The 17,819-nt window shown below is 66.6% G+C and carries 16 protein-coding genes and 2 pseudogenes; 14 read left to right on the forward strand and 4 right to left on the reverse strand.

The window, feature by feature from the left end; translation table 11 throughout:
- Nucleotides 1-39 precede the first annotated feature (39 nt).
- Nucleotides 40-1,410: an HNH endonuclease signature motif containing protein gene (locus ACFE99_RS12445; protein WP_375485662.1), complete on the reverse strand. Its 1,371-nt coding sequence runs from the start codon at nt 1,408-1,410 to the stop codon at nt 40-42.
- 236 nt (nt 1,411-1,646) lie between these two features.
- Here ACFE99_RS12445 and dapB point away from each other — a divergent pair, with 236 nt between their 5' ends.
- Genes dapB through ACFE99_RS12495 form a run of 10 tightly spaced genes read left to right on the forward strand, consistent with a single transcriptional unit; the run spans nt 1,647 to nt 12,421 of the window.
- The gene (gene dapB, locus ACFE99_RS12450; RefSeq protein ID WP_375485664.1) at nt 1,647-2,384 is read left to right on the forward strand and encodes a 4-hydroxy-tetrahydrodipicolinate reductase; all 738 of its coding nucleotides are present in this window, start codon (nt 1,647-1,649) and stop codon (nt 2,382-2,384) included.
- Entirely contained in the window at nt 2,381-2,845 is a 465-nt protein-coding gene (locus tag ACFE99_RS12455) for a hypothetical protein (RefSeq protein ID WP_375485666.1), read from the forward strand. Before dapB ends, ACFE99_RS12455 begins: the two co-directional genes overlap by 4 nt.
- Nucleotides 2,842-3,297 carry a flavodoxin family protein gene (locus tag ACFE99_RS12460; protein WP_375485668.1) on the forward strand — a complete coding sequence of 152 codons (456 nt, stop codon included), beginning with the start codon at nt 2,842-2,844 and terminating at the stop codon, nt 3,295-3,297. The genes ACFE99_RS12455 and ACFE99_RS12460 overlap by 4 nt, the downstream gene beginning before the upstream one ends.
- Before the next feature lie 9 nt (nt 3,298-3,306).
- On the forward strand, nt 3,307-6,492 hold the full coding sequence (locus ACFE99_RS12465; RefSeq protein ID WP_375485670.1) for a carboxyl transferase domain-containing protein: 3,186 nt from the start codon (nt 3,307-3,309) through the stop codon (nt 6,490-6,492).
- A gap of 12 nt (nt 6,493-6,504) precedes the next feature.
- Nucleotides 6,505-7,326 carry an SDR family oxidoreductase gene (locus ACFE99_RS12470; RefSeq protein ID WP_375485672.1) on the forward strand — a complete coding sequence of 274 codons (822 nt, stop codon included), beginning with the start codon at nt 6,505-6,507 and terminating at the stop codon, nt 7,324-7,326.
- Nucleotides 7,323-8,099 carry an SDR family oxidoreductase gene (locus tag ACFE99_RS12475; protein ID WP_375485674.1) on the forward strand — a complete coding sequence of 259 codons (777 nt, stop codon included), beginning with the start codon at nt 7,323-7,325 and terminating at the stop codon, nt 8,097-8,099. The genes ACFE99_RS12470 and ACFE99_RS12475 overlap by 4 nt, the downstream gene beginning before the upstream one ends.
- Nucleotides 8,092-9,120, forward strand: a complete 1,029-nt coding sequence (locus ACFE99_RS12480) for a phosphotransferase family protein (RefSeq protein ID WP_375485676.1) — start codon at nt 8,092-8,094, stop codon at nt 9,118-9,120. Before ACFE99_RS12475 ends, ACFE99_RS12480 begins: the two co-directional genes overlap by 8 nt.
- Nucleotides 9,121-9,132: 12 nt before the next feature.
- The gene (locus ACFE99_RS12485; RefSeq protein ID WP_375485678.1) at nt 9,133-10,323 is read left to right on the forward strand and encodes an acyl-CoA dehydrogenase family protein; all 1,191 of its coding nucleotides are present in this window, start codon (nt 9,133-9,135) and stop codon (nt 10,321-10,323) included.
- Nucleotides 10,320-11,429, forward strand: a complete 1,110-nt coding sequence (locus ACFE99_RS12490; RefSeq protein ID WP_375485680.1) for an acyl-CoA dehydrogenase family protein — start codon at nt 10,320-10,322, stop codon at nt 11,427-11,429. The genes ACFE99_RS12485 and ACFE99_RS12490 overlap by 4 nt, the downstream gene beginning before the upstream one ends.
- 2 nt (nt 11,430-11,431) lie before the next feature.
- A complete protein-coding gene (locus tag ACFE99_RS12495; RefSeq protein ID WP_375485682.1) occupies nt 11,432-12,421 on the forward strand; it encodes an aldo/keto reductase in 990 nt (329 codons plus the stop codon).
- Here ACFE99_RS12495 and ACFE99_RS12500 read toward each other — a convergent pair.
- Nucleotides 12,396-13,424 (reverse strand): annotated as a pseudogene (locus ACFE99_RS12500) (TIGR03617 family F420-dependent LLM class oxidoreductase). The gene ACFE99_RS12495 and the pseudogene ACFE99_RS12500 overlap by 26 nt on opposite strands.
- A 13-nt stretch (nt 13,425-13,437) precedes the next feature.
- Nucleotides 13,438-14,178, reverse strand: coding sequence for an alpha/beta fold hydrolase (locus tag ACFE99_RS12505; protein ID WP_375485684.1), 741 nt, complete (start codon nt 14,176-14,178; stop codon nt 13,438-13,440).
- Between the two features lie 97 nt (nt 14,179-14,275).
- On the opposite strand from ACFE99_RS12505, the gene ACFE99_RS12510 reads away from it, so the two are divergent.
- The 4 genes from ACFE99_RS12510 to ACFE99_RS12525 are packed head-to-tail and all read left to right on the forward strand — an operon-like array spanning nt 14,276 to nt 17,630.
- The gene (locus ACFE99_RS12510; RefSeq protein ID WP_375485686.1) at nt 14,276-15,076 is read left to right on the forward strand and encodes a thymidylate synthase; all 801 of its coding nucleotides are present in this window, start codon (nt 14,276-14,278) and stop codon (nt 15,074-15,076) included.
- The gene (locus ACFE99_RS12515) at nt 15,073-15,585 is read left to right on the forward strand and encodes a dihydrofolate reductase (RefSeq protein WP_375485688.1); all 513 of its coding nucleotides are present in this window, start codon (nt 15,073-15,075) and stop codon (nt 15,583-15,585) included. The genes ACFE99_RS12510 and ACFE99_RS12515 overlap by 4 nt, the downstream gene beginning before the upstream one ends.
- A 60-nt stretch (nt 15,586-15,645) precedes the next feature.
- Nucleotides 15,646-16,380: a cell division protein DivIVA gene (locus tag ACFE99_RS12520; protein ID WP_375485690.1), complete on the forward strand. Its 735-nt coding sequence runs from the start codon at nt 15,646-15,648 to the stop codon at nt 16,378-16,380.
- A gap of 17 nt (nt 16,381-16,397) precedes the next feature.
- A complete protein-coding gene (locus tag ACFE99_RS12525; RefSeq protein ID WP_375485692.1) occupies nt 16,398-17,630 on the forward strand; it encodes a winged helix-turn-helix domain-containing protein in 1,233 nt (410 codons plus the stop codon).
- A 55-nt stretch (nt 17,631-17,685) separates the two neighbouring features.
- Here ACFE99_RS12525 and ACFE99_RS12530 read toward each other — a convergent pair.
- Nucleotides 17,686-17,819: pseudogene (locus ACFE99_RS12530) on the reverse strand (type VII secretion protein EsxI); the annotation flags it as partial.

Genomic DNA, 17,819 nt, shown 5'->3' on the forward strand with positions numbered 1-17,819 from the left:
CTCCTGCGTGACGTGGTGCGCGGCAGGTGCCAGAGCTGATCAGCCGGTGTTGCCGTCGTCGTCGAAGAAGCGTTCGGGGTGGTGGTAGGTGTTGGTTGTGGGTTGGCCGTGGTCGAGGTGGGGTGGGGGGATCCATTGGGTTTGTCCGTTGGTGAGTTTGATTGTGCGCCAGCCTTGTTCGGCCAGGGTGTGGTCGGGGTGGCAGGCCAGAGTGAGTTTGTCGATGTTGGTGTGTCCGCCGCGTGCCCAGTCTTCGGTGTGGTGGACTTCGCACCAATAGCCGGGCACATCACAGCCGGGCGCGGTGCAGCCGCGGTCCTTGGCGTACAACACCACCCGCTGATCCGGTGAGGCGATGCGTTTGGTGCGCCCTAGATATAGCGGGCGGCTGTCGTGGTCGTCGAAGACGGCCAGATAGTGGTAGGCGTGGCTGGCCATGCGGATCAGGTCGCGCATCGGCAGCAGCGTTCCGCCGCCGGTGACTGCATGCCCGGCGCCGGCGGTCAGCTCATTGAGGGTGGTGGACACGATCACCGTGACCGGCAAGCCGTTGTGCATCCCCAGTTTGGGGTCGCCAAGCTGGCCGCGCACCAGCGCGTTGAGGGCGTCATGTTGACGCTGGGCATGGCTGCGCACATCGGTGGCGGCGAGCTGGTGGTCGGGTGGGCCGCTGATGCACGGAGTGTGGTCGTCGGGGTTGCACATGCCCGGGGCGGCAAACCGTGCCAGCCAGGCATCGAGGTTGGCGCGCAGTTCGGGGGAGGCGACAAGCTTGCCGATGCTCATCCCGTCGCGGCGTTGCCCGCACCAGGTGAAGCCGCGCTGGCGGGCCCGATCCGCCTCGGAGAATTTGCCGTCGGGGTTGATCAGGACCGCGCACCGGTTGGCCAGCTTCTCCAGCTGGTCGGGGCGAAGCTTGGCGGCCTGCTGGGCTAACAACCGCTCGGCATGCTCGACGGTGGGCACCGGGGTGGCTTCGGGCAGCTCGCGCACAAAGCGTTCGATGACCCGCAGGTGCTGCTCGTCGAGTTGCCCGGCCCGCCAGGCCTGGGCGGTGGCCGGCAGCTGTGGTGGCAGTGGTTGTCCGGTCAGGGTGCGGCGGGGGGCGAGCTGTTCGGTGGTGTGGATGCGTCGGCGCGCCTCGGCGCAGCTGATGCGCAGCCAGTCGGCGATCACCTTGTGCGGTACCCCGCCGATGGCGGCGAATTCTTCGTTGGCCAGGCTGGCGATCAGGTCGTGACTGGCCACTGCTTGGTGGCGCCGTGAGTTCTCTAGGTGCTCCAACGCGCGCAGCCGCACCGCCGGCTGGTAGTTGTCGAAGTCCAATTCACGAAGCCGGGCCACGGCCGCATCGAGTGCCTCCAGCGCGGCGCTCACCTCCGCCGGAGCAGCCAGGCATGTCGAACTCATGTTCGAGATCTTATCGGCGCCGGACGACAAAACGGGGCACCCGCAAGCGCCAACTGTGAAGCAACACCGAACTGTGGACAAACCGACCAAAGGTGGGCCGGGTTGCGGGCTCGTGTCTGATTGCCCGGCTCCTCCTCCGGCCGTGCCGGCCGGCATCGTCGCCGGGCCTCCGCCTGATTGCCCGGCTCGTCCTCCGGCCGTGCCGGCCGGCATCGTCGCCGGGCTACGCTGCACCTATGCAGGTAGGCGTGCTGGGAGCCAAAGGCAAAGTCGGCTCGACGATGGTGCAGGCAGTGCAGGCCGCCGACGATCTGACCCTATCCGCTGAAGTCGACGCAGGTGATCCGCTCACCTTGTTCACCGACAGCCACACCGAGGTGGTCATCGACTTCACCCACCCCGACGTTGTCATGGACAACCTGAAGTTCTTGCTCCACAACGGAATTCATGCGGTCGTCGGAACCACGGGCTTCACCGAGGAGCGGCTCCAGCAAGTGCGCTCCTGGCTGGCCGCCAAGCCCGGCACCGCTGCGCTGATCGCGCCGAACTTCGCGATCGGAGCAGTGCTGTGCATGCACTTCGCCAGGGAGGCGGCCCGATTCTACGACTCGGTCGAGGTGATCGAGCTGCACCACCCGCATAAGGCTGACGCGCCGTCGGGCACCGCCACGCGCACCGCCCAGCTCATCGCTGAGGCGCGAAAAGGCCTGCCGCCCAACCCGGATGCCACCAGCACGAGCCTGCCAGGTGCCCGTGGCGCCGAGGTCGACGGAATCCCGGTGCACTCTGTGCGATTGGCCGGTTTGGTCGCCCACCAAGAGGTGCTGTTGGGCATGGCGGGCGAGACGCTGACCATCCGCCACGACAGCCTCGATCGCACCTCGTTCGTGCCGGGCGTCTTGCTGGCGGTGCGCCACATCAAGGAACGTCCCGGCCTGACGGTCGGCATCGAACCCTTGCTCAACCTACAATGACCAAAACCCCAGGCGCCCTGCGTATCCAGCTGCTCATCGCGTTCATGTGCGCTGCGCTGCTGGTCTACCTTGCCCTGCTTGCTCGCATCGCCGTCGTGATGATGGGGTCCAGCCGGCCCGCGGCCATCGCTCTCGGGGTAGCGCTACTGGTCCTGCCGGCAATCGGGCTCTGGGCAATGATCGCCACCTTGCGCGCCGGGTTCGCGCACCAGAAACTGGCTCGCCTCATCGCCGACGAAAGAATGGAACTCGACGTCAGCGCGCTGCCAAGGCGACCGTCCGGCCGCATCGACCGACAGGCCGCCGACGCGCTGTTCGACACCGTCCGCACTGAGCTCCAAGACAATCCCGACGACTGGCGGCGCTGGTACCGGTTGGCCCGCGTCTACGACTACGCCGGCGATCGCGGCCGCGCACGGGACGCCATGAAGAAGGCCGTCCAGCTGCAGGGCCGCCGATGAGCAAGACACTGCTGGTGGTTCACCACACCCCGTCACCCGGTACCCGCGAACTCCTCGAGGCCGTAGTCGCCGGCGCCAACGACCCCGAGATCGACGGCGTCGACGTGGTGGCCCGCCCGGCGCTGGCTGCCACCGTGTCGGACATGCTCGACGCCGACGGCTACCTTTTCGGCACCACCGCCAACCTCGGTTACATGTCGGGAGCGCTCAAGCACTTCTTCGACACCGTCTACTACCCGAGCCTGGACCACGTCGCGGGCCGGCCCTACGGCCTGTGGGTACACGGCAACAACGACACCGTCGGCGCCGCAACGGCCGTCGAGAAGGTAGCCACCGGGCTGTCGCTGACCAAAGCCGCCGACGTACTGGAGGTCGTCGGCGGCATCGACGCCGCGGTACGTGAACAGGCCTACGAGCTGGGCGGCACGCTGGCCGCCACATTGATGGAGTGACGGAGCCACATGACGCTGCTGATCGCGAACCGCGGCGAGATTGCGCTTCGAATCATCCGCACCGCAATAGAAATGGGCATCGACACCGCGGCGATATACGCCGAAGACGACGCCGACAGCCCGCACGTGCACGCCGCCGACGAAGCGATCGGCTTGCCCGGCGCCGGCCCCGCCGCATACCTGGATCACGCCGCGATCTTGGCGGCAGCCAAAAGGTCCGGCGCCTCGATAATCCATCCCGGCTACGGGTTCCTCAGCGAGGACGCCGGATTCGCGCGGGCGTGCGCCGCAGCGGGATACCGGTTCGTCGGCCCCGATGCCGACGTGCTCGAGCTGGTCGGTGACAAGTCCGCTGCCCGCCGCACCGCGATCGCCGCTGGTGTACCGGTGCTGCCCGCGACCGACGGACCAAGCAGTGTCGAGGAGATTCACGCGTTCTTCGCCGCGCACGACGGCGCGATCGTGATCAAAGCGCTGGCCGGCGGCGGAGGCCGTGGTCTTCGGGTAGTCCGCAGCGCGGACCAGATTGACGACGCCTACCGCCAGTGCGCTGCCGAAGCGCAACTCGGTTTCATAAACCCCGCCGTGTTCGCCGAGGCCTTGCTCGACGACGCTCGCCACATCGAAGTGCAGATCGTCGCCGCCGGCGGGCGTGCTCTTGCGCTCGGCGACCGTGACTGCAGCGTCCAGCGCCGATACCAGAAGCTCGTCGAAATCGCGCCCGCACAAGCACTTACAGGCGAAATGCGCAGCAATCTGCACGCCGCAGCTGCCCGGCTGTGCGCACATGTCAACTACCAGGGGCTGGCCACTGCCGAATTCCTCGTTGCCGGCGAGCAATTCGTGTTCCTGGAGGTCAATCCGCGAATCCAGGTGGAGCATACCGTCACCGAAGCGGTGACCGGGGTCGACCTGGTGGCGGCCCAGCTCGCCATCGCCGACGGCGCAGGATTCGACCAGTTGGGGCTACCCGCCGGAATCACCGCTCGCGGCACAGATGTCACAGGCGAGCCGGCCACGGCACGGGGAATCGCGATCCAGACCCGGGTCAACATGGAGACGATCGGCGCCGACGGATCGGTGATTCCGACTGGGGGCACACTGACCGCGTTCACCCCGCCGAGCGGGCCCGGGGTGCGCGTCGACACCTACGGCCGTCCCGGCCTCACTGCGAGTCCCCGCTACGACTCGCTGCTGGCCAAAGTGATCACCCATGTGCACGGTTCGTCGTTTCCGGCGGCCCTGCGCAAAGCGCGAACAGCGTTGGCCGACTTCAGCATCGAGGGTATCCGCACGGATATCTCTTTGTTACGAGAAATCTTGTGCACCAACGAGCTTCAATCTGGCTTTGTCACGACGACCTTTCTCGACGCCAAGCTTCCCGAGTTGGCCGCTGCCGCAATGACACGCCAACCGGAGTTTCGAGCTCCTGTACTCGAGCTGTATCCGAGTGAAGAAGTGCTGCGCGCACCGATGGCCGGCACCGTGATAGAAGTCGCGCCCGAAGGCGCCGAATTCGCTGCGGGCCGGCCAGTGGCGGTGTTGGAGGCGATGAAGATGCAGCACGTTCTCGCCGCGCCGGACGTCCTGCGCACCATCCGCAACCTCGTGACGCCCGGGCAGGTCGTCGGAACTGGTGATCCATTGGTGGTGTTCACTCGCACCGGCGCGGACACCGACGCCGACGCCGCTGCACGGCTCGACCTCGACCGGCCACGGGCCGACCTTGACAAGGTGCGCCAGCGACACCTACTCACCCTCGACGAGGGCCGACCGGGTGCAGTAGCCAAGCGGCACAAACAAAACCGCCGGACGGCGCGGGAGAACATTGCCGACCTGGTCGATAAAGGCAGTTTCGTCGAATACGGCGCGCTGGCCATCGCCGCGCAGCGCAGCCGTCGCTCGGAAGAGGATTTGATCGCCAACACGCCGGCCGACGGCCTGGTCGCGGGGCTCGCGACCATCGCTGGGGCCGAGGCGGTGGTGCTGTCCTATGACTACACCGTGCTCGCGGGCACGCAGGGCATGCGCAACCACGCCAAAACCGACCGGGTCTTGGAACTGGCTGCGCGCAAACGGGTGCCGGTGGTGCTGTTCGCCGAAGGCGGCGGCGGACGTCCCGGTGACACCGACCTCGGCAACATCGCCGGCCTGGACGTGCCGACCTTCCGCACGCTGGCTGCGCTGAGCGGCCAAGTGCCGCTGGTGTCGATCGTGTCCGGACGCTGCTTCGCCGGCAACGCCGCGCTGGCCGGAATTTGTGACGTGATCATCGCCACACCCGACGCCAATATCGGCATGGGCGGACCGGCGATGATCGAGGGCGGCGGGCTCGGCGTGTACCGTCCCGAGGACATCGGGCCGATCAAGGTGCAGCGGCGCAACGGTGTGGTGAGCCTGGTCGCCCGTGACGAAGCGCACGCGGTGTCGCTGGCTAAGCAGTACCTATCGTATTTCCAAGGCAGCGTAATGGATTGGGACGCACCCGATCCGCGGCTGGCCCGCCAGGTGGTGCCGGAGAATCGGTTACGTGCTTACGACGTCCACCGGGTAATCGAATCAGTGGTGGACGTCGGCTCGGTCCTGGAGCTGCACGCAGACTACGGGGTCGGCGTGGTGACCGCGCTGGTCCGGGTCGAGGGTGTGGCATACGGGTTGGTAGCCAACAGCAGTCACCATCTGGGAGGCGCCATCGACGCCGAGGCCGCCGACAAGACCGCGGACTTTTTCGCGTTATGCCAAGCATCGGGGCTCCCGATCATCTCGCTCTGCGACACACCGGGATTCATGGTCGGGCCCGACGCGGAGAAGGACGCAGCCGTCAGGCGGTTCGGCCGCCTATTCGTCGTTGGTGCGCGGCTGACCGTGCCGCTGGGCATGATAATCGTGCGCAAGGGATATGGGCTGGGCGCAATGGCGATGGCAGGCGGGTCATTCCACGCCCCGGACTTCACCGTTGCCTGGCCGACCGGCGAGATCGGCGGGATGGGACTCGAAGGCGCAGTGCGGCTCGGATTCCGCAAGGAGCTGGCCGCCGTCGCTGATCCGGGCGAACGGCAAAAGCTGTTCGAGAAACTGGTCGAGGCGGCCTATCAGCACGGCAAAGCGCTGACCTCGGCCACCACCTTCGAATTGGATGACGTCATCGATCCCGCCGACTCACGGGCGTGGATCACCCGGTTAGCCCGTCGCTGAAAGGACTCAACGGTGAAAGTCGACCAGAAGATTGCCATCGTCACCGGCGGTGGCGGCGGCATCGGCGGCGCGGTGGCCACGAGACTGGCACGCGAAGGTGCGCGGGTCGTCGTGGCCGACCTGGATGCCACAGCTGCGGCCGCGGTCGCAGATGTGATCAACGCTGACCACCCGGACACGGCGGTCAGTGCGGGTGCCGACGTAGCCGACACCGCAGAGATCCAAAGGCTACTCCGGCTTGCGGAAAACGAGTTCGGCCCGGTTGACATGTACTTCGCGAACGCCGGCATCACCGGCGCCGCCGGCCTCGACGTCAGCGAAAGCGATTGGGACCGAAGCCTCGACGTCAACCTGCGCGCGCACATCCGCGCGGCGCAATTGCTGGTGCCCCGCTGGGTCGAGCGCGGCGAGGGCTACTTCGTCAGCACCGCGTCGGCGGCCGGATTACTTACCCAACTCGGGTCGGCCACCTACTCGGTCACCAAGCACGCGGCGGTCGGCTTCGCCGAGTGGCTCAGCATCACTTACGGCGACCAGGGAGTGCGGGTGAGCTGCCTTTGTCCGATGGGGGTAAACACCAAGCTGCTGTACTCCGGTGAACAGTCCGGTGATCGGCTGGGTGATCTGGCCACGCGCGCGGTCACCACCGCCGGTGCAGTGCTGGAACCGGACGCAGTGGCCGAGGCCGTACTGGCGGCCATCGAGGAGGAGCGGTTTTTGATCCTTCCCCATCCGGAAGTGCTGGACATGTACCGTCAAAAAGCCGCCGACTACGACCGCTGGCTGCGCGGCATGCGCCGCTACCAGCGCAGCCTGTTAGGAGATACGCGATGACGTCATACGACCTCACCGGCCGCACCGCGATCATTACCGGCGCTTCGCGAGGAATCGGGCTGGCCGTCGCGCAGCGACTGGCCGAGGCCGGTGCCAATGTCGTGCTGACGTCGCGCAAACAGGAGAATGCGGACGCGGCCGCCGCCCAGGTCGGCGGTAATGCCCTCGGCGTCGCCGCCCATGCCGTCGAAGAGGCTGCCGCGCAACGCTGTATCGACCTGACGCTGGAGCGATTCGGCAGCGTGGACATCCTCGTCAACAACGCAGGGACCAACCCCGCGTTCGGTCCGCTGATCGAGCAGGACCACGGCCGCTTTGCCAAGGTGTTCGACGTCAACCTGTGGGCGCCGCTGCTGTGGACGTCGCTTGCCGTCAAGGCGTGGATGGGCGAACACGGCGGCGCCGTTGTCAACACGGCATCAATCGGCGGCATGCATTTCGCTCCATACATGGGGATGTACAACGCGACGAAAGCCGCGCTCATCCACGTGACAAAGCAACTCGCGCTGGAACTTTCACCCCGGGTCCGGGTGAACGCAATATGCCCGGGTGTGGTGCGCACCCGGCTCGCCGAGGCGCTGTGGAAGGACAACGAAGACGGCTTGGCAGCGACGACGCCGCTGGGGCGCGTCGGTGAGCCGGTCGACGTGGCGGGCGCGGTTGCCTTCCTGGTCTCCGACGCCGCGAGCTGGATCACCGGGGAAGCCATGGTGATCGACGGCGGCCAGCTACTGGGCAACGCGTTGGCGTTCCGGACCGGCTCCAGTGACTAGCGTGGTTCTCGGCATCGATCCAGTGGCCGTCGCCGACTGGATCGAACGACTCGGGATCGCGTTCACCGGCCCGTTGAGCTTCGAACGGATCGGGCTGGGCCAGTCGAACCTGACGTACCTGGTGCGCGACGCCGACAACCGCGAATGGGTACTGCGCCGCCCGCCGCTGGGGCACTTGTTGGCGTCGGCGCACGACGTGGCTCGCGAGGCGCGGATTCTGTCCGCGCTGCAGGACACGCCTGTGCCGACGCCGAAGGTGTACGGGCTGACCCGTGACGCCGACTCCGTTCCGCTGCTGTTGATGGAGTACGTCGACGGTCTGGTCATCGACCGGATGGAAAAGGCGGAATCCCTAACTGTCCAGCGGCGCAGGCAAATTGGGTTGTCAATGGTCACGACACTGGCCAAGATCCATGCCGTCGACATCCACGATGTCGGCTTGGCCGATCTGGCCAGCCACAAGCCATACGCCCAGCGCCAGCTCAAACGCTGGGCCGGCCAGTGGGAGCTGTCGAAAACCCGCGAGCTGCCCGACCTCGACGACCTGACCCGGCGGCTGATCGCCGCCGCGCCCGCGCAGCAGGAGCTGACGTTGGTGCACGGCGACTTTCATTTGCGCAACGTCATCACGTCGCATACGACCGGGGATGTGGTTGCCGTCTTGGACTGGGAGCTGTCCACGCTCGGTGACCCGTTAGCGGATATGGGAAGTCTGCTGGCGTACTGGCCCGAACCCGGGGAGGACGAGTGGGCAGGAAGCTTCGCCGCCGCAGCGCTCGAGGGGTTCCCCGACCGCGCCGAGATGACGGCGGTGTATCTCGCCGGGACCGGGCGTGATGCGGCGACATTGAAGTATTGGCATGCGTTGGGGCTATGGAAGGTCGCGATTATCGCCGAGGGCGTGATGCGCCGCGCCATGGACGAACCCAAGAACAAGGCAGCCGCGGGCACGCCGAACCTGCGTCGAATCGACGCGCTGGTCCGTAAGGCCCGCGAAGTAGCCGAGGACGCTGGCATCTGAACGGAGACCGAGATGAGCACTGACATCGCCGAAGACCTCGACGCGCGAGTGCGGACACTGCTCGAGCAGCACGACCCCGCGACCAGCGATCCGCGGGATTTCCTCGGCGCACGCTTCGACGCAGGGCTGGCCTGGGTGCACTTCCCCCGCGGCTGCGGCGGACTCGAGCTGCCGCGGACCCTGCAGGGTCGGGTCGAGGCGCAACTGGCCGCGGCAGGCGCGCCGCCCCCGGGTGGCGGAAGGAACATCATCGGGATGGGCATGGCGGCTCCGACGATCGCGGCGTTCGGAAGCGACGAACAAAAGCGAAAGTTCCTGCGCCCGCTTTACACCGGCGAGCACCTCTACTGCCAGTTGTTCAGCGAACCGGGCGCCGGATCAGACCTAGCCGGGCTCGCCACCCGTGCGGTGCGCGACGGTGACGACTGGATTGTCAACGGGCAGAAGGTGTGGACGTCTATGGCGCAGCACGCTCAGATGGCGATCCTCGTTGCCCGCACCAACCCCAACGTGCCCAAACACCAGGGCTTGACGTACTTCCTGTGCGACATGACTGACCCCGGCATCGAGATCCGGCCGCTGCGACAGATCACCGGTGAAGCCGAATTCAACGAAGTGTTCCTCACCGACGTCAGAGTTCCCGACGCCAACCGGCTCGGGCCGGAGGGCGGCGGCTGGAAGGTGGCGACCACCACCCTCAACAACGAGCGGGTCGCAATCGGCAACAGGCCAGGCGTTCCCCGCGAAGGGGGAATGATCGGAAAGGTCACCGAAGCCTGGCGTAACGAGCCGGAGCTGCGCAACCCGGCGATGCACGACGAGCTGATGCGGCTGTGGGTCGAATCCGAAGTCGCCCGGCTAACCGGTGAGCGGCTGCGTCAGCGGCTCGCCGCGGGTCAGCCCGGGCCAGAAGGTGCCGGTATGAAGATCGCCTTTGCCCGCCTGGCGCAAGCGATTTCGGGATTCGAGCTGCAATTGCATGCCGAATCAGGGCTGCATTACGACGATTGGACCATGCGCAGGCCGGAAACAGTCGACTTGACCGGTCGCGAGCCCGGCTATCGCTATTTGCGGGCCAGGGGCAACTCGATCGAGGGCGGCACTTCGGAGATTCTGCGAAACACCATCGCCGAACGGGTTCTCCAGCTGCCGCCGGAACACCGGGTGGATAAGGACGTCGCGTGGAAGGACCTGGACCGATGAAAGCAGACCTGCTCTATTCCGATACCGAGCAAGCGCTGCGGGACAGCGTCCGCCACTTGCTTGCCGACCGTTGTCCACTCGAAGCAGTGATGCGCTTGTATGACGTTGCGCCGCCGGACTTTTCGGGCGTGTGGAAGGAGCTGGCCGCAGACCTCGGGGTAGCGGGGTTGTTGGTACCCGAGGAGCTCGGCGGTGCCGGGGCGAGCTCACGCGAGGCCGCCGTGGTGATGGAGGAGATCGGCCGGGCCGTCGCGCCGGTGCCGTACCTGTCCAGCGCGGTGCTGGCCACCGTCGCGCTGTTACAGGCCGGCGACACCGAGACACTGGGCGGGCTGGCCTCCGGCGAGCTCACCGCCGCCCTGGCGGTGCCGCTGACGACCGCGCCGGGCGACCCGGTGAGCGGCGTCAGCGTTGGCGCCGACGGCCTGACCGGAGAGGTCACCAGCGTCGCCGGCGCAGCCGAAGCCGATGTGTTGGTGGTGCCGGCAGCCGGCAGCGATGGACTCGAGCTGCACACCGTCATGCGCGCCGGCGCCGGAGTGGACGTGTCGTCGGTCTTGGCTTTCGACATGACGAGACCGCTTGCCAGCGTGCGGTTCTCCGGAGCGTCGTCGTCGCAGGTGGGTGCCGGGTCAGCGGAGGCGGCGCTCGCGGCAGCGCTGCAGACCGGCGCGGCGCTGCTGGCCTCTGAGCAGCTCGGAGTCGCGCAGTGGTGTTTCGACACCACCCGCGACTACGTCAAGCAGCGCAAGCAGTTCGGCCGGGCGATCGGGTCATACCAGGCGATCAAGCACCGGATGGCAGACCTGTGGTTGGAGGTGAGCTCTGCAGCCGCGGCTGCCCGCTACGCCGCCGACACCTGCGCGCGGCGCGATCCGGACGCCGCCATCGCTGCGGCCATCGCGCAGGCCTACTGCAGCGATGTGGCGGTGCATGCCGCCGAGGAATGCATTCAGCTGCACGGCGGTATCGGGATGACCTGGGAATACCCGGCTCATCTGTACCTGAAGCGAGCCAAGAGTGACCAGCTGGCGCTGGGCACCGGCTACCGTCACCGGGCCCGGCTGGCCGAATTGGTCGACCTGCCGCTCGACAGCGGGAGGTGAACATGGACAAGCGCATCCTCGGCAACGGGCTTGAAGTATCCGCAATCGGGTTGGGTTGCATGGGAATGAGCCGCGGCTACGGCCCCCCTGGTTCCAGAAGCGACATGATCGGGGTGATCCGCGCGGCCGTGGAGCGCGGTGTCACCTTTTTCGATACCGCCGAAGCCTATGGAGACAACGAAGAACTGGTCGGGGAGGCCCTGGCGCCGTTCACCGGTCAGGTGGTCATTGCGACCAAATTCGGCTTCGCCTTCGACGCGACCGGCAACATCGCGGGACTCAACAGCCGCCCGCAGAACATCCGGCAGGTCACAGATGCGTCGCTGCAGCGGTTGCGTGTGGAGACCATCGACCTGCTCTACCAGCACCGTGTCGACCCAGAGGTACCCGTGGAGGACGCCGCAGGGACGGTCAAGGAGTTGATCCAAGACGGCAAGGTCAAGTATTTCGGCATGTCGGAGGCGTCCGCCGAGGTGATACGGCGTGCCCATGCCGTCCAACCAGTCACGGCGGTGCAAAGCGAGTACTCGATCTGGTGGCGTGCGCCGGAGGCCCCAGAATCCGGGGTGCTGCCGACGTGTGCGGAACTCGGCATCGGCTTCGTGCCGTACAGCCCGCTCGGGAAAGGCTTCCTCACCGGAAGCATCGGCACCGACACCCAATTCGACCGCACCGACATCCGCAACGCCATTCCGCGGTTCGCCGCCGACGCTCGAGCCGCCAACCAGGCGGTGGTTGATCTACTCGAAACGATCGCGGCGCGCAAGAACGCGACACCCGGACAGATCGCGCTGGCCTGGTTGCTCGCACAGCAACCGTGGATTGTTCCCATTCCCGGCACCCGCCGCCTCGAGCGCCTGGAGGAGAACATCGCGGCAGCCGATGTCGAACTCACCGCCGACGACCTTCGCGAAATCGACGACGCCGCAAGAAGGATCACGGTGCAGGGCGCGCGCTACCCCGAGTTCATGCAGCGGCTGATCGGCGGCTGATCCGGCGGGCCACCTCGCCGTACCGCTCGACGCGCTCCTGATCGGTCAGCGCGTTGTACAGCACGAGCCGGGTGGCGATTCCGGCGTACTTGTCGGTCAGCGCGTCGGCCAGCCCGTCCCAGCTCGACTCGGTGGCGAAGGCCGCGAGGTGCTCGTCGGTGATCTGGGCCGCCATGCCGGCGAAGTCGCCGGCCTTCTGCTTTTCCCGAATGCGCGCGGTCGTGCCCTCGAACCCGGCCTCGTCCCAGATGAACGCATAGTTGGGCGTGCTCCCGTAGAAGGCCAGGCTCGCTCGCATCAGTTCTCGTTCCTTGTCGCGCTCATCGTCGCTGTCGCCGACGATCGTCATCGCCGGGACGATCACGGCGATGTCCTATGTCTGCCGCCCGACTTTCTTCGCTCCTGCGGCGATGCTCGGCACGGCGTGCCGGGTCAGGTAGCCGGGTTCGCCAATCGGATGGATATGCACGCCATCGGCGACTTCGCCCGCCATCGTCAGCATCCACGGATTCACCGCGGCGATATCCACTTTGGGGTCGGGGGCGTCGATGGGTCCCGGGCTCCATTGGGGGGTGATGAAGTCGAGGTCGTAGAACTCGCCGTGGTGATCGAGCGTCCCGGTTCGAAACGCCATGAAGCACGCCTTAACGGCGAGCACGTAGTCGCGCAGCCGTGGGCCGGGGCGATCAAAGGCCACGCCGTAGCGCCGCACCACGTGAGTGCGCACCTGCGTGCCCAGACCCAATCGGAACTTCCCGCCGGTTGCTTCGGCAAGCTCCCACGCCGTGGTGGCCGTGACGAAGGGGCTGCGAGGAAACGCCACCGCCACACCCGTGGACAGGTCGAGGCCGGGCGCGGCCTGCGAGGCCACGGCGGCGTTGAGGTAGGTGGTGCGGCCCGTCTCGGTGAACAACAGCCCGGAGAACCCGGCGGACTGGGTTCGTCGGGCGAGGTCACCGATCTGGCCCAGCGGTTTGGGCGGGGTCATCGCGGCGACGTGCATGGCGGCGCGCCGATTACCCGGAGAGCTTTGCGCCGAAGAAGTCCCGCATCGCCGTCCAATGCCGCTCGGCGGCGGCTTCGTCATACGGCGGGTTGTCCGGGACCGCGAACCCATGCTGGGCCGGATAGGTCTCGATCGTGTGCTCGACGCCGGCGGCGGTCAACGCCTTGTCGAGCTGTTCGGCCTGCTCAGGTGTGAAGGAGCCATCGTTTTCGGCTCCGGCGACGTACACCGCCGCTTGGATTTGGTCGGCCAGCAGATGCGGGCTGTCCGGGCTATCGGTCGCCAGCCCGCCGCCGTGGAAGGAGGCCGCGGCCGCAACCCGATCGGGCTGACGACCGGCGACCACCAGCGATGTCCGGCCGCCCATGCAGTAGCCGCAGACACCGAACCGGTCCCCGCGCACCTCGTCGCGGTCGGCGAGGTAGTCGAAGAACGCGCCGGCGTCGATGTCCATTTTGAGCGGGGTGACGCTGCCGATCATCGACATCAGCCGCTTGCGGTCGTCCGGGTCGCTGAAGGCGGTCTTCATGTCGAACGGCTGCCAGTCCCCGTGGCGGTAATAGATGTCGGGCAGCAGCACGGCGTAACCGAAGTCGGCAAGCTTGGCGGCCATTTCGTAGAAGGTGTCGCGCACCCCGCCCGCGTCGGGGTACATGACGACCCCGGGCCAGGGACCCTGGCCGTCGGGGGTGAACAGGTGGACGGTGCAGGTGCCGTCGGGAGTGGTGACGGTATCGGTGATGTGCGGCATGGCTACCGTTCTACTACCTCTCATCGCCGCAGTTTCATCGGCGCCGACCCGCTGCGCCCGGCTTCGCCGCGCTTGCGGTCGCCGCTACGCTGAGGGCGTGCCCATCCCGACGCCGTACGAGGATCTGCTGCGCCTGGTCCTCGAGCGGGGCACACCCAAGGCCGACCGCACCGGCACCGGGACCCGCAGCTTGTTCGGCCACCAGATGCGCTACGACCTGGCGGTCGGCTTCCCGCTGATTACGACCAAGAAGGTGCACCTGAAATCGGTGATCTACGAGTTGCTCTGGTTTTTGCGCGGCGACTCCAACATCGGCTGGCTACACCAGCACGGAGTCACTATTTGGGACGAATGGGCATCTCCCACAGGCGATCTCGGCCCCGTCTACGGTGTGCAGTGGCGATCCTGGCCGACCCCGTCGGGTGAGCACATCGACCAGATCAGCAACGCGCTGGAACTGCTGCGGACTGATCCGGATTCGCGGCGCATCATCGTGTCGGCATGGAACGTCGGCGACATTCCCAAGATGGCCTTGGCGCCGTGTCATGTGCTGTTCCAGTTCTATGTCGCGGACGGGCGGCTGAGCTGCCAGCTTTACCAGCGCAGCGCCGACCTGTTCCTGGGTGTGCCGTTCAACATCGCCAGCTACGCGCTGCTCACCCACATGATGGCAGCACAGGCAGGGCTCGACGTCGGTGAGTTCATCTGGACCGGCGGCGACTGCCATATCTACGACAACCACGTCGAGCAGGTGCGCCTGCAGCTCAGCCGGGAACCGCGGCCCTATCCGGAGCTCCTTCTGGCGCAACGCGATTCGATCTTCGACTACACCTACGACGACATCGTCATCAAGAACTACGACCCGCATCCGGCGATCAAAGCCCCCGTCGCGGTATGAGCCTCGCCGACGTGGGCCTGATCTGGGCTCAGTCGACGTCGGGCATCATCGGGCGCGGCGGCAAAATCCCCTGGCACCTGCCGGAGGATCAGGCCCGGTTCAAAGCCCTCACGATGGGCCACACCGTGGTGATGGGCCGGCTCACCTGGGAGTCGCTGCCGGCGACGGTGCGGCCGCTGCCGGGCCGCAGAAATGTCGTACTGACCCGCCAAACTGACTATGTGGCAGACGGCGCCGAGGTGGTTGACACCCTGGACCAAGCCCTCACCGACCCACTGACCTGGGTGATCGGCGGGCACCGGATCTACGCGCTGGCAATGCCGCTGGCCACCCGTTGCGAGGTGACCGAAGTGGAGCTCGATCTGCCGCGCGACGACGCCGACGTGCTGGCGCCGGTGCTGGACGAGATGTGGGTCGGTACGACGGGCGAGTGGCTGACCAGCCGCACGGGGCTGCGATATCGGTTCCACAGCTACCGCCGTTTGCTGGCCGCAACGGATGGACCGTGACATACTCCGGTGGTATCGATTTACCGCTTCTGCCAGGGGTTTCAGGAGGGAGAACCGTCAGTGAAAGCCGGATCTAGACCCAAGTTCTCTCGCGCGCTCATTGGCTACGATCAGCTGGCCGTCGATGCCTTCATCGATGAGGCGACCGTCAAACAGCAAGTGCTGCTGGATGAGATCGAAACGTTACGGGCTCGGCTGAAGCAAGCCGGCGATGAAGTAGCCGCACTCCGAAAAGAAGTCGCCTTCCTCAACGACACCTCACCCTCGCCCCATGCGGTCCCGCAGCGCATGGCGAAAGTGCTGCGGAATGCGATCGACGAGGTGTGCGAGATGCGGGCCGAGGCAAAGGCCGAGATACAGGCGCTGGTCGCGACAATCGAGTCGGAGGCCGAGATCGCACACCGAAAGCACGAAGAGCTGTTGGCGGACATGGCCGCGCAACGAACCGCGCTGGACGCCGAGTGCGCCGAAGCCAAGAGCAAACTCGAGGCGGAATTGGCCCAGAAGCGCGCCGAAGCGGAAGCGGAGATCGATGACGCGTCGCAAAAAGCCCAGCAGGCACGGGAACAGCTGCTCGCCGACGCCCAGCAAGAAGCTGATCGCTGGCGAGAGGAGGCGCGGCGCGCGGTGGACCAGGCCAGTCAGCAGCGAATCGAGATCCTGGAGCAGCTGATGGCCGTCTACCGGGGGATAGAAACGGTTCCGGCCGCTCTGGAGTCGGCATACCAGCAAAGAAACAAGCCGCCGGAGGCCGGCGTCGTCGTGCCGTTCGAGCAGAAGAGAAGCACTGGCTAAACGGTATTCTCGGCGCCGTGCCGATCCCACATCCTCGCAGGCTGACCGCGGCGCAGGCCCGCCGGATTGCTGTCGTCGCGCAAGGTCTTGCAGATCGCCGGCCCGTCGGCTCTGTCAGCCGGGCGCATCTGCGGCGACTGATCTCCAGAATCCAGGTGCTGCAACTAGATTCGGTGTCGGTTGTGGTACGCGCCCACTACGCGCCGGTGTTCAGCCGGCTCGGGCCCTACGACCGCGAGGTACTCGACCGCGCCGCCTGGAGCCATTCCGCGCGTTCGCCCCGGCTGCTGGTCGAGTACTGGGCGCATGAAGCAGCGCTGATGGCCGTCGACGACTGGCCGCTGCTGCGCTGGCGAATGCGCCAGTATCGCCACGGCCGCTGGGGCACCCACATCGTCAAGGCCAACCCACAGCTGGCCGACGACATCATCGCCGCGGTCGCGCAATTGGGGCCGTGTACCGCCGGACAGATCGAGGCCCACCTCGCCGCCGAGCCGCGGCGCGCCAAGGGCCCCTGGTGGAATCGCAGCGACACCAAATGGGTCGCCGAGGCGTTGTTCGCTGCCGGTGTGCTGACGACGTCCACCCGCGTCGGATTCGCACGCCACTACGACCTGACCGAGCGGGTGCTGCCACCCGAGGTGTTGGCGCGAAAGGTCGACGACGACGAAGCAATCCGCGAGCTCACACTGCGCTCGGCCAGCGCGCTCGGTGTGGGCACCGAGGCCGATATCCGCGACTATTTCCGACTGTCCGCCGCACAGGTAAAGCCGGCGATCGCCAAGCTGGTCGCCGACGGCGAGCTGGAACGCGTCGACGTCGACGGCTGGTCGACGCCGGCGTATCTGCATGCCGGACAACCGATTCCACGGCGCGATCGCGGCACTGCGTTACTCTGCCCGTTCGACCCGCTGATCTTTTTCCGGCCGCGGGTGCAGCGGCTCTTCGGTTTCCATTACCGCATCGAGATTTACACGCCCGCGGCCCAGCGACGCTACGGCTATTACGTGTGGCCGTTTCTGCTCGACGGTGAGCTGGTCGGCCGGGTGGATCTCAAGGCAGATCGCGCTGCGAACACCCTGCACGTCGTCGGCGCGTTCATCGAGCCAGAGCAGTCGCCGCCCCGGGTGGCGACCGCGCTGGCCGGTGAATTAAGGATGATGGCGTCCTGGCTTGGATTGGGCGGCGTCACCGTCGGTGACCGTGGCGATCTGGCCAATGAGCTGCGCGCAGCATTGTTACCGGCGTGAACCACATTCATGTGCGCCCACGGCGGAAATCGTGAGCTGCCGCGATCGCTGAGCGTTAGGCCCAGCTGGAGCCAACAGCGCTGTCGGTGTTGGACATGTTGGCACCGGCGGTTTGCACCTTTTGCCCGTGGGCATTGGCCTGCTCGTAGATCACCTGGAAGTTGCGGCCCAGTTCGGTGATGAACTGTT

The organism is uncultured Mycobacterium sp. (assembly GCF_964249325.1).
Lineage (GTDB): Bacteria > Actinomycetota > Actinomycetes > Mycobacteriales > Mycobacteriaceae > Mycobacterium.